Raw genomic sequence first — 14981 nt, forward strand, 5'->3', positions numbered from 1 at the left:
AAAATTATGAAAAAACATTTACTATTATTATTGCTTATCACAAGTTTTTGGGGTTATTCACAAACTCAGGCTACTGTTACCCCGAATGCTGTTGATGGTGCCAGAACTGTAACTTTTGTCAATCCTGCTCCTATTGAGATTGACGGAGTACTCAACAAAACAGATGCGACAGGCTTTGGTCTGGCAAATGGTACATTAACTGTAGTCTTTAAAGGCGGAACTGGCACTTATGACTATATCTGGACGAAAGATGGCTCATCTATTACAGCTGTAACTGACTGGTCAAAATTAACATATGGAAAATACACTATAAAAGCGAAAGATAAGAATGGTGTATGTGAAAGTCTGGCTTATCCTTTTACAATCGGGCAACCTGCTAAGCTTGAGGTTATTATTAATGGTAACGCCGTTTTATGTCATGGTAAAAATACAGGATCACTTTCTGTAACTCAAACACTAGGTGGAACAGAGACTACAGGTTATACCTATAAATGGTTTAAAAGCAACGGGAGTACTTTTGATGATATCAACCGAACAGATCTTACAATTTCTAGCGGTTTGTATACAGGAACTTATAAGGTATTAGTTACTGACAATGCGACTCCCGCAAATTCAGAATGGTCTAATGAATTTTATATCTCCCAGCCTGCAGCCGCTATATCTGTTACAGAAACCCAAACTAACCTAACCTGTAATGACAGCAATAATGGTACTATCTCACTAAATATTAACGGTGGTACTCCAGGATATTCAATTCTTTGGAATGGTACCTTTACCACAACCCATATAACGGGACAAGCAGACAGAACAGGTTTACCTCCTGGAAATTACTATTATACTATTACCGATGCAAATGGCTGTACCTATGATAGCACTAATGATATAATAATTACTGCTCCTTCAGAAGTAAGTATTAATTCTCTAACAACTACACAACCATCCGGGACGAATAGTTCTGATGGAAAAATAACTATTAATGCTTCCGGAGGTACAGGCACTTATACCTATTTCCTTACGAAAGGCGGAATTACATCATCACACAGCAATAACATCATTACCAATCTTGAAAATGGTACTTATGAGGTTGTGGTTAAAGACAGTAACAATTGTACTTCTTTACCTGCTGTAGCAAAATTAGAAGCATTAGCGGTAACTTTTGTCAGCCAGCAAAATGTAAAATGTTATGGAGAGAATACAGGTACAATAACTGTACAGGCATCTGGAGGAACTCTTGCCAATAACTCTGCCTACCAATATCAATGGTACAAAGGTGCCACTAAAATAGATAACGAAACAAATGCAACATTACATAACCTTGGAGGAGGTTCTTACTCTGTTCAGGTAATGGATGATAAAATGGTACCTGTCACCTCGGCTGTTTATACTATTACATCTCCATTGCAGCCGCTATCGGTTGCAAGTAATGCTGCAACCCAGCAACAAAATGTTTCCTGTAATGGTGGAAGTGATGGGAAAATTGAAATTAACGTAAGTGGAGGAACTTCAGGATATACATACAAATGGAGTGACGGGTCTGTCAGCAAAGACCGATACGGACTATCCACAGGAACCTATTCTGTAACCGTTACAGATGCAAACGGATGTACACAAAGCCTTACTGATATCATAATTACAGATCCGGCTAAAATAACTATTTCATCCCCGTCTGTAACACATGTTGCGATTAATGGCCAAAGTACAGGGTCTGTTATTTTTCCATCAGATCCTGTAGGCGGTAATGGTGGTTATACATACAAATGGACATCCAGTAATAGTTTTACATCGAGTGTACGAGATTTAAACGGAGTCAGGGCAGGAATTTATTACTTGACCGTTTCTGATAAAAACTTATGTCAGTCTGTACAATACAGTTTTACAATTCTGGAAAAAAACAAACTGGAAGTAATTATTAAAGAATCTGCTTTTATTAAATGTAACGGGGACTCTAATGGTCAGTTGATTACGGAAGTTACAGGAGGTGTTGCGCCTTATAAATACAGATGGGAAAAGAATGGAACTACATTATCCGGAGAAAATTCAGCGAGTCTTTCAAATATAGGATTCGGCAATTATAGCGTTTTTGTGACTGATAGTGCAAATCCTGCACCCGGGCCTTTTGCTACCGCAGAACAACTCAATTTTACATTAGTGCAACCTGACAAGCTAAAAGTATCCCTTTCCAAGCAAACCAATGTTTTGTGCTTTGGTGAAGCAACAGGTGCTATCGAAATTACAATTGAAGGAGGAACTGCACCTTACACCCAGCAATGGACCAAAGACGGTACAAGCTATACAGGAAACTTAAATACGCTTGAAGCTGGTGAATATAACGTAATTGTTAAAGATGCAATTGGACATGAATGTACTGCAACTCTTAGCCAGCCAGTCAAAATTAGCCAACCCACTGCCCCACTTCAGGTTTCAAGTCCGGGACCTGTACATCTAAAAGGTTTTGAAACCAATGATGGAAGTATATCCGTTACTGTTACCGGTGGAAAACCAAATTATAGCTACGAATGGAGAAAAGGCAGTGCAACTGCAATAATTGGTACTGGAGCCTCAATAGCCAATCTCAGCGCCGGCATCTATCACTTAATTATAAAAGATGCTAATGGCTGTACGCTGCCTCAAATTGATTATACTGTTACCCAGCCTGATAAACTTGAAGTGGTTAGTTTAATTCAGACTCCTTTTACAAATATTCTTTGTAAGGGAGATTTTTCAGGAGAATACACAATGATAGTAAAAGGTGGTGTTAAAGAATATCGTTTTGAATGGATCAACACTACGACCGGAATAAAATATACTTCTAACGAGATCATTTCTGCTGCTTCAACGTCTTCAAAAGCATCTGGTTTAGGAGCAGGCAGTTATGTAGTTACTGTTAAAGATGCAAATAGTAATGCTCTTTTTGGAACCAATACATTTACGATTACTGAACCGGATCAATTGGCTTTTACATACACAAAAGAAAATGTTTCCTGTTTTGGAGGAAATAACGGAACGATTACACTCCACATAACTGGGGGAACAAAAGATACTGACCTCACAAAACCCTATTCTATAATTAGCACTGGAGGTAATGTCGATCATCAGAACGGAATCATTTCAGGACTTTCTGAAGGAACTTACACGATACGAGTAAATGACAAAAATCTTTGCGGACCTGTTGAACAAACTATTCAGATCACCCAGCCTGCTAAATCCGTAATTATAGAAGATAATGCAATAGTTACACCAACTACCGGTTTTGGTTTATCAACTGGAAAAATAGAAATAAGCGCAGTGGGAGGAACATTACCTTACACCTACCAATGGAAAAATAATGCTGGTACAATTGTGGGTACGAACAGTGCTGTGCTTTCTAATACTCCTGCTGGTATTTACAGTGTCACGGTAACCGATTCTAATCATTGTTTTGATTCAAAAACATATATAATTGAGCAGCCTACGAAACCTGCACTTACTGAAACACATCTTCAGGCTAAATGTAATGGCTTATTAGGTTCGCTAGTTGCTACAGCCAATGGAGGGGCAACTTATAATCAAAATCAGGCGGATAAAATTTACACCTATAATTTAAAAAATAAAAATACGACTGCTGTAACCAGCATTAACGGTAATACAGCAAACTTTGCTAACATAGCTGATGGAGATTATTCCCTTACTGCAACTGATGCAAGCGGAATCGAATCGAATAGTATTGATGTAGTTTTTAAACAACCTACGCCGATTGTTGTTTCATTAGCTTCAAAATCAAACGTAAGATGTTTTGGAGATAAGGACGGAACAATTGCTCTTTCTGTATCAGGTGGAACTCCCGGATACACCTATCAATGGAAAAAGAAAAATCTCTCCAACTCTATTTACGAAAACTTTACCCCAACGTCATTAAATACTTTCCCAGCAGGTATCTATGCAGTTGAAGTTCGTGATGCAAATTATAATATTAGCGATGCTACTCATTGTATTGGCGTTTTAGAAAACATTGAAATCACCCAACCTGATGATTTTAGATTTGATATTGAAAAAATAACCTATCGTAACCCGACTGCAGTAAACGGTAATGACGGTACTCTGCACTTTGAAATCACAGGTGGAAAAGCTAACTATGAATATAAATTTTATACAAAAAATGGTGCAGGAGCAGAAACAATAATACAAACGATTTCCGATAGTCCTTCAATAACAGCTGATTTTTCGGGATTGACAAAGGATCATTATTACATCTCTGCTCAGGATGCTACCGGATGTATCAAATATGCTGATTTTGATTTCAGGGACAATCCTTTAACTATAAGTGTAAACCAGAATCAAAACATTAGCTGTTATAATGCCAATAACGGGATTATAAAAATAACTGCAGATGGTGGTTGGGGTAGTAAAACATTCTCTTGGTATCATAATAATACTTTATTAGCTGACGAAACCCAGGATGTCCTGCTAAATGCAAAACCAGGTAGTTATTATGCTATTGTAAAAGATTCAAAAAAAGTAGAAGTAACCAGCAATACAATCGTTATTACACAGCCTGATCCGTTAGTATTTTCAACAACACAGGAACCTGTAAAATGTTTCGGGGACAGTAATGGAAAAATTACCTTAACAGCCTCTGGAGGAAATGGAAATTTCAGTTATCGCTATTTTTACAAAGGTTTGTTAGTTAAAGACTGGCAAAGTTTCACTAATGCAACCAATACAACTATTTCGGATTTAGCCGAAGGAGAATACACCATTTTTATAAAAGATTCCCAAGGATGTGATAGTCCAAATACGACTATCAAAATTACTTCTCCTATTGCATTAAGCATAACTGCTGTCACGTCTGCAGCTACCGGAAAAGGTTTAAGCAACGGATCTGCCAGCATTACTACACAGGGAGGTAATGGCAACTATACCTATAAATGGTTTAAAAGTGATAATACCACTATCAATCAAAATACAAATACAGCAACAAACTTAGCTGCAGGCAAATATTACGTTGTGGTTTCAGATTCTAAAAACTGTGAACTGACTTCTGCATTATTAGAAGTAACAGAACCGCCATTGCTGGAAACAAGTATTGCTGTTCAAAATGGTATCTTGTGTTATGGTGATAAAAACGGAAGCTTAAAATCAACGACAACAGGAGGGTTCTTAAAGTCCGGAGAAAACTACACATACCAATGGTTTGAAAACGGAAATCCAACAGCCCTTGCATCAACTGCAACTTTAAGCGGTATTGGTAAAGGATCATACTATGCAATTGTTACTGATTCTAATGGTAATAAAGCTACAAGTCCAGTTCTGGCTGTAACAGAACCTGCAATTTTAACCAATATACTGACATCTGATTATGTGTTATGCGGAGATTTTAATGACTGGACTATAAACGCAACACCAACAGGTGGTACCCAGCCGTACAATTATTCGTGGAATACAGGAGCTAAAACAGCCAGTATACAAAACGTCCCTCCCGGAAATTATAGTGTAGTGGTGACTGATAGTGGTGGCTGTACAATTATAAAAACGATTACAACAACAGCTCCTGCTCATCTGGATGCAGCAGAAAAAATAAAAATTCCAACCTGCTATGGCGGTTCTGATGCTACAATCGTAGTAACTCCCATAGCCGGAATTGCACCTTATACTTATGCATGGAATACCGGAGAAAAAACAAATACTTTAAGCAATGCATCGGCAGGAAACTATACAATTGAAATTACAGATGCTAAAGGCTGCATTATTTCCCGAAATTATACTATCGAAAATCCACCTAAAGATGTTATAAACCTTGGTGAAGATGTGACCTTATGCTGGGAACAGACTTTAACTATTAATGCTACAATTGCAGATGACCAAGCAGCTTATTCATGGAAATCTGACAAAGGTTTTAGCAGCAATAAAGCCATGATTACAGTTTCTGAACCTGCGAATTATACCGTAACTGTAACCAATAAATTAGGTTGTGAAGCTACAGATACCATTCAGATATTTAGTCAAAATACAGCTATCAATGCTGAATTTGCCATGTCAAGCCAGGTATTCAAAAATGAAAAAATTATCATTGTGGACATCAGTAATCCTGCCGCTGATGAAATTGAATGGGTTTTACCTGCTAAAGCAAACATCGTAACTAAAAATAAGGATTATGCCGAAATCAGTTTTAGTGAAACCGGAGAGTATGAAATTACTTTAAACACTAAAAAAGGAAATTGCACCGCTTTCCAGACCAAACAAATTCTGGTTACCGAAGGAGAATATGAAGAAAATCCTGATGACGAACCTATTACTGAGAAAAAATTTGACCTGAAAATTTATCCGAACCCATCACAGGGAATTTTTACAGTTGATGTAACCCTGGATAAAATTATGCCGGCACATGTTAAGGTATACAACTTAAACAACAACCTTATTATTGATTCTAAAAAAGAAGACGGAAAAGACAATTATCTGTTCAACTTTAATTTAGGCGGATTGCCACCAGGACTTTATTTTGTACTGTTTGAATCGCAGCAGGGGAGCAAACTGAGAAAAATCATTATTCAGTAATCTTAACTGATCCGACAACAAACATCAATTTAATAACGAACCCAAAGAGCACACTTTTTCGAATTTGATGCTCACAGCATATAAAGAATGACTTTAAAAAGAATATTATTTAATACTTACCTGCTCTTACTAAGTGCATTTGGTTTTTCGCAAAACTTTAATGTACAGGAACTCGGCAAAGCCAAATTAGTTAATGTAAGCGGTGGTGCATCTGCCAATACTGTTTTTTATTCTGGTAATGCAACAAGAGAGCCTTTCAGTTATTTTCTGAACGGAAACATTAATGTAAATGTAGCAGGCTTATACAATTTACCTTTTTCATTTTCATACACCAATCAAAAACTGGGTTATGGTAAACCTGTACTGATGAACCGATTAAGCATACATCCGTCTTATAAATGGATTACAGGACATATTGGAGATGTGAGTATGACTTTTTCTCCTTATACCCTGAGCGGACATCAATTTTCAGGAGTGGGTGTTGACCTTACTCCACAGGGCAACTTTAAAATTAGTGCCATGTACGGACGTTTGTTAAAAAGAAGTGAGTATAACAATCTTTATCCCGAAATTGTACCCATTTATAAAAGGGTCGGATACGGTTTTAAAACATCTTATGCTTTTGAAAAAGTGAATCTGGGCGTTACCTTTTTTAAAGCAAAAGATGAAGCCGGTTCATTATCTGCACCGGTTCCTTTTGAATTAGGAGTAACTCCAAAAGACAATGCGGCCATCAGTATTGAATCTTCTTTTAAAGTATTTAAAAAAATGCAGGTATTTGCTGAATATGCCAACAGCAGCATTACTGAAGACTTACGTGCTGACGGCAATGGAACAGGAAATAGCCTCTCGTCTTTCTTCTTAAATAAAAACAGTACTACAACCAGCTACGATGCTTTTAAAGGTCAGCTTACTTATCCTGCCGGAAAAGGTACGCTTGGACTTGGATATGAAAGAATTGACCCTAATTACAGAACTTTAGGAGGATATTATTTCAATAATGATCTGGAAAATATTACAGTGAATGCTACTCAGAATATATTAAAGGACAAAGTTTCACTAGCCTTAAACCTTGGTCTTCAAAAAGACAATCTGGACAAACAAAAACAAAGCCAGATGAAACGTGTGGTATCTTCTGTTACAGCCGATTTCAGGCCTAATGAAAAATTAAACCTGAATGTAAACTACTCTAATTTTCAGTCTTATACCAACAGCCGAAACCAGTTTGACTATATCAATCAGGTTTCTGATTATGATTATCTGGATACCTTAAATTTCAGGCAGGTCAATCAAAATGCTGCATTAAATATCAACTATCTGATAAAAAGTGACAAGCGCCTGAAAAAAGCCATAAATGCTAATTTTTCTATGCAGGATGCCGTAAACCAGCAACAAGGAAGAACAATAGAAGGAGGCGCTTCTACCTACTACAACTCGGGTATTGCTTACACTGTAGGTTATCCTGAAAAAGATTTGAATTTTACAGGATCCTTAAACAATACTTACGGGAAGACTGATTCCGGGAAAAATCTCATAATTGGGCCAACGATTGGTGCCTCAAAGCTCTTTTTTGACAAAAAACTGACCACTAATGCTTCTACAAGCTACAATACCAGTTATAACAATGGTGATAAACAAAATGACATCATCAATTTCAGGTTAAACGGATCTTATATTTATCTTCAAAACCACAATTTCAATATGGGTGTAATTGCTTTATTCAGTAATTCAGCAACCCAAAAGAATAATGATCTTACAGCAACCTTAGCCTATACGTATTCCTTTGATAAAATTAAAATGCGTCCAAAAAGAGAACCTCTTCCGGAAAATCAGGATAAAACAGCTTCTGCACCTGTCTTAAAAATCAATTTTAAGAATCAGCTATTTGAAGGAACCCGTGAAGATATTATAGCCCAGCTGAAAGAAAAACAACTTTCTTTAAATTCTTTGCCAATAGCCGAAAAAGAGCATTTAGAGCATTTAATAACACTGGCTTCCCTTACGCCTGACGATAAGGAACTGAAGGAAAAAGTGCTGGATTATCTGGAAGCATTTAACGAAGAAAAAGAGAATTCAGAAAAATACAACACTTATTTAGCTGAAACTGCCCAGAAACTCGAAAAAGAAATGAGCCAAAAAGATGAAAGTCTTGAAAATGCTTACACAGCAGCTATTGGAAGAGTAAACAGTCACCCGCTTCATAATATAAAAGAAACCGATATTACTGACAGAACCAGCTATAATTCATATTTAAAACTGGTAGAAAGAAGCAACAACAGCCGCAACCAACTGAAAAACCACCGATGGATGCTTCGTGAAATGGCGATACTTTCTAAAATCCCTTCACAAGAAATCCAGCAAAATGAAAATGCAGCCGAATTCAGCAAACAAAATATTGAAGCCATTTTTAAATTGATTAAAGAAAAAAAGAATGCATCCGAAATAGTGGACGCCATCGAACTAAAAATAATTCCGTTTTATCATGATCTGGCAGTTCAAAATGCCTCAAATGATGAAATTGATTTAAAATATATTCAAAAATAAAGTACATACCAGGATATTAAACCGTCAAAATAATGGACAAGCCTAACTTACCTAAAATGTTAAAAAAAATATATCTGTACCTATTGCTGTTAAGCTCTTTTGCCAGCTTTGAGAGCTATGCACAGAGTTATCCCATATCGGTATCAACACAAATCAAGCAGCCCTCTCCTATTTATCTAAGCCATTATGCCGATGCATCTACAATTAACAGTTCGATAAAAATTCAGATTGTTTTAAACGATTTAACCATTTCGAACCGACAGGTAAAACTGAAAATTTACTTTCAGGGCAACGGAATATCGTTTAACACCAATGATTTTGTTACAGGTGCCCGTCCGCTGTATCTAGAAGGAGGAGTTCCGTTACAGTTGACTAATGTAGATCTGGCTCCTTACTTTGAATATCAAAACCTTCTGGGACTTACTCCTAATCAGTATGCACAGCCTTTACCGGAAGGGCTTTACAATATTTATGTAGAAGTATATGATTTTGCTACCGGCAGAAAGCTTTCTAATAAAACCGGCACCAATACTATTATTTTCCAGAACGATCCTCCATTTTTGAATCTGCCTTTGAATAATGCTTCTTTCATGCAGCAAAATATTCAGAATATTGTTTTCGGCTGGACGCCAAGAAGCATCAATGTCAGCAATGTAGAATACGAATTCTCACTAGTAGAAATCTGGGACAAATACACTCCCATTCAAAATGCATTTGCCTACTCTCCCCCATTGTATACTACTACCACAAGAAACACAACACTGCAATACGGCATTAATGAACCGCAGTTGATTCCCGGAAAAAAATACGCATGGCGTATCAAAGCGAAGGCTATTTTTGGTGCCGAAGAAATAGGTGTTTTCAAAAATAACGGATACAGCGAAATTTTTTCTTTCGATTACGAAACCTATTGTACTGCACCTCTTGGTATAGCAACTTCAGGAGTTAGTGAAAATCAGGCCAAAATAACCTGGAGCGGCAATATCGATAATTATGATTATCAGGTCAATTACCGTGAAAAAAATGCAGATTCAGAATGGTATAAACTCGTTACACCAAGGGAAAATTTAACGCTAAGCAACCTAAAACCAAATGCTGTTTACGAATACACCGTAGGAGCATCATGCGAAGTTGGAAAATATACCCATAGCACGATTAAGGAATTTACAACCCTTGTTAAAGACGAAATTGCTTTTCAGGGCTGTGGTATCAAACCGGATCCTAAAGATCTGTCTAATAAAAATCCTCTGCCTGAGCTATTCCCTAATGATGTTGTTACTGCAGGTGATTTTCCTATTGTAGTCCTTAATAGTACTGGAAGCAACGGAACTTTTACTGGTGACGGTTATGTAACGCTTCCCTTCTTAGAGAAATTCAGAAAGCTGATTGATGCTGCTGATGCCCTGGGAGGTGAAAAGATCAACATTGGTCAGTTCTCCCGTATCAAAATTACTTTCAAAGATATTGGTGTCAACACCGACTTTAAACTGATTTCGGGTGAGATTGTGGCTAGTTATGACAAAGATAACTGGGATAAAATGCTCGATGTCGATAAAATTACTAATGATATTGCCGGAAGCAACGGTAAACCTATTGAAGGCAAGTTAGCATATGAAGTAAAAGAAGACGGAGTTACATTGAATTCGGATGGCAGTACCACCATCAAAGGTACTAATGGCGAATCGACCACATTGCCTAAATCAGTTTATGATCAGGTTTATATTGATAAAAGCGGTGATGTAGTCAATATTCCGGCTAATGGCAGCGGTGCACCTACCTTTATCAAATCTGCAGAAGGCGGTAGAGCTATTGCGGCAAACACCAACGGAATTTCGAGCAGCGGAGAGGTAACACAAATATCCTCTTCTGATGTTTCAGTTACTTTTGAGGACGGCCCTAAAGCCCTTTACGCTTTTGATGAATTGCCTGATTCTGGCTCTGAAAAGCTTAAAGCTACTTATGAAACCATTAAAACAAAAGATGGAAATGTCTATAACGTAAACTACAAAGCGGTTTCAGATTTAAATGGTCCTGATATCTTAATTGCAGAAGCCGATTTTGAAAACGGAAAAACCAAAGACGATATTGTTTTTAAAACCAATACCGGCTCCTCTGTTGATGTAAAATGGAAAAGTGCTACGAAAGCTGAGATCACACTTAAACGAACATTAAACTTCTCTAAAGAAAGCATCATTGCAACGGTAAAAGGTGCAAAAGAGAAAGATTCTAAAGATGCCGCCAAAACTATTGACGGAAAATCAGACATTGCCGGTAAAGTTAATATCTGGCAATTGACCAAAAAGCCTGTTATAAATATCACTCTTTTAAGTGTAAACGGAGCCACTACTCCTGATGTTAATGAGGCAAAAACTTTCCTTAATGAAGTCTATAACAAAGTTGGGATTAAGTTTGATGTTACTACCCAAAAGGTTGCTATTGGTTCATTACCAGATGAAATACAATGTGGAGATAGTGGAGCATTGGAACTTTATACCGATGACCAAAACAATATCATCAGCCAGATAGAATCCAATGCTGACTTTAAATACAACGATAAAACCTATTATGTTTTATATACAGGAAAGTCAGGTGGAAATGGTTATAAAGGTTTTATGCCTTTGGGAAGTCAGTATGCTTTTGTATTTAACAATGGTACTTTAAAAACTGCTGCACACGAATTAGGTCACGGTATTTTTGGTCTGAAACACCCATTCTCAACTGATGCAGAATCAGGAAAAACGGATCTTTTAATGGATTACGGAGACGGTACTATACTGTCTCATAACGACTGGGATATTATTCACAGTGGTGGGTGGAAGTTTTATGGATTTCAGAAGAGTTCTTCTGGGGCTTTGGCGGGAGGGTTTGGACTTACACCTAACTGGAAATTTGTAAGAACTAATGAAACTACAATACTTTCTGGAGGGCTAGTCCCAATAGTTCCTGAAGGAATGTTAGGGGGTTTCGAAAGTTCAGAAAATGGCAAAACCGTAAATTATATATGGAATACTACAAGTAACACATATAAAGTTGATGGGACTGGTGAAGATTATCCTGAAATGAATTATAAAACTAAAATTGAAGAAAAATATGAAAAAACAACGGTTTTTTGGCTAATTTATAAAAATAATGAAGATTGTAGTAAAAGAAAATATATTAGAACATATTATGATCAAATAAAAACTGACCTTGCTAAAAAAGACTTGACAGACTATATCACCAAAATCAACAAAATTGAAAAAACAGATAAGTTAAAAATTTACTCTAGTACGTTAGGTTGTGTTGGTAATAGTGGCACAGGCAATGGTAATGGTACCGACGAACAAAGACTAAAAGACCTTATTAGTAAACTTGATGCAAAAATTGGTGATGATGCAGTTGCTTCTGAAGTAATAATTTTAGATAAAAACGATCCTAAATACAAAGAAAAATTAGCCGACGCTTTAAAAAAAGCTTCTTATATACTAGCTACTTATGATAGTACTGGAAAAGAAACTTTAAAACTACAATACCAATTACAAATTCCTAAATCAATTAAGGATCTATTTCCTGATTTCAAAACTTCAGACAATTGTATGGTAGATTACATAAATAGTAGTCTAACAAAACTTCATGAGAATGTAATATATAAAAACATGAAGCCTTCTGATCAGGCTGCTGTCGAAATTTGTACTGTATTCTATCAGGGATTCTTTGGTATGTGGTATTGTGCTACAAATGAAGAAAGTATTGCAAATGCAGGTGGAGTAGAGCAATATTTAGCAGGGGCAACTCATGAAGCCATTGCAATGATTGATGTAGTTCTTCTAGTTGACGGTTTAGCTACTTTAGTAAAAGAAGGTTTAAAAGCAAATCTTCAGGGTTACGTAAAATATTATGAAAATTTAAAATCAATTAGTACTACTATTAACAAAGGCGGTCAATTAGAACCAAAGCAGATAATAAATGTAGTATTGATACCACCTTACAATACGTACTCTGAAACCATCGATAAGGCAATAAAAATTGGAAATGAATTCAAAAAAACTTATTTCACTGAATGTGATAAAACTATATTAAAAACAGGAAAAGTTGCGGATATCTGTTATTACCGTTATGGGCAATTGACTGTAATGATTGTTCCAATTCTGTATACAGCTGGAGAATATGCTGTAGCAAAAATTAGCCAGATTGCTAAAATGTCTAAAATAAGTGTTTCGCTTACTGAAAATGCTTTGATGCTGAATGAAAAATTAGCGGCCAAAGGAGTCACTCTAATGGAAGCAGAAGGAAAAACGCTTATTAAAAATGCTACAACCGGAGAAACTATAGCTACTGTTGAAAGTAAAGCCTTAAAAGATATTGAAAATGCTTTAGATGATTTGAGTGACCTTAATAGTGGTGCAAAAATAATTAGTTTAGTTGATGAGATGCCTATTAAAGGGACCCCAAATTCCGCAGGAGTTTCTTTTGAAAACGCTAGTACTCCAATAAGGCAACTAAATCAGCAAGGAAATGTGATTACAAATAATGCTTTCCAAAATTTTAGTGCTTATGACGGAAATGCTGCATACGCCCTACAAGATATAGCAGAGGTCGGAATTGCAAAAGAAGGGAAACTTATTCAAATGTATCCAACAGACCCGGTAACTAAAATTATACCTGAAGTTAAAAATGTACCAGTTATACAACTGGTACCATACAAACTTACTTCTTTTAAAGGAAAAGAAGGTATCATTGAACTAATTGTAGCAGAAACAGAATCCGTAAAAGGTGTAGTTCAGATTGTATATGCTTCGGCAGTAGTGGCCAAAAAATTAAAAGAAGAGGAAGAGAAGAAAGATAAGTGTACCGTATGTGTTAAACATGATCAGGCTACATGCAAAAAATTTGAGCAACTACAAGCTAAAGTTGGTGCACATGCCGCCATAGCTAAACTATGTGTTGGTTTAACTGCAATAAATGCAAATCCGGTAATAACTGAATTATTGAATTGGGATAAAGATCAAATCTTATTATTTTTTAATGATGTAACCGGTACAACTACTGCATCAACACCGCAACTAAGGGATAACATACCGCAAATAAATATTAATGTTGTAAATGCATGGCAAATATTAAGCGTTTACCCTGTTCATCGAAAAAATATGGATTACATTAACCAGATAGTTTCCATGCTAACAGATACTAAAGTGCAAAACAATTTAAATCAGGGAACCGATAATTATAAAGTCATGTTAACAAAAGTGGTAAAAAACCACAATGTCCTAACCCCACAAACTAAGTTTAATAACAGTGTGGCGTTAATTGAATATTTAAAAGCATTAAAACTACTGATTGATAATTATGATGGTGTCTCTGGCTTTAAAGAAAGCTTGAGCCCGCTTAAAACACAAACCCAAAATGGTTTTGATGGGATGTGGTTTGGCATACAGCAAATGAATACACTAAGTGCAGATGATGTGGCAAGAGTAGATTTAGATTTTGATGAAATACTTGATTGCGGTACAGCTACTAATCCTTCTTCTTGTAAGTTTGATGTAGAAATGCGAAGTGGCAATCCTAAGTGGTATGAATATAAAAGTTATGCAGAAGCAAGTATTCCTAAATTTAGCCAATTAAAAGCGTACTTTAGTCGTATTAATAGTATCAATCAATTGGAATATGTATTTGAACAAAGAAAAGCAGGAACAGAAGATGCTGTCAAGCTAAAATTTCAGAACTTCTTGTGCAGTGGTTGTAGTACAGAAACTCCAAGCTTGAGTGCTAAAGGAAATGAATTGTTTGAAGTTATTTGGAACAATGTGAGCTTAAGACAAATTTTGTTTGATTTATCTGACACAGCTACAAAAGCTCCTAAAGAACAATTCAAGGAGATTATTAGTGAAACTGAAAATGATTTTTACGATTTTATCAAAGTAAGGTAA

The 14981-nt window shown here is 36.3% G+C and carries 3 protein-coding genes; all 3 read left to right on the forward strand.

Going from position 1 to position 14981, the window contains the following annotated elements:
• Window positions 1-6 precede the first annotated feature (6 nt).
• Window positions 7-6531 (forward strand): T9SS type A sorting domain-containing protein, encoded by a 6525-nt coding sequence (locus GXM16_RS17975; RefSeq protein ID WP_163395879.1) that lies wholly within the window; start codon window positions 7-9, stop codon window positions 6529-6531.
• Between the two features lie 87 nt (window positions 6532-6618).
• Complete coding sequence (locus GXM16_RS17980) at window positions 6619-9075, forward strand: TonB-dependent receptor (RefSeq protein ID WP_163395880.1); 2457 nt, start codon at window positions 6619-6621, stop codon at window positions 9073-9075.
• Between the two features lie 56 nt (window positions 9076-9131).
• Entirely contained in the window at window positions 9132-14981 is a 5850-nt protein-coding gene (locus GXM16_RS17985; RefSeq protein WP_163395881.1) for a fibronectin type III domain-containing protein, read from the forward strand.

The organism is Flavobacterium limi (assembly GCF_010645075.1).
Lineage (GTDB): Bacteria > Bacteroidota > Bacteroidia > Flavobacteriales > Flavobacteriaceae > Flavobacterium > Flavobacterium limi.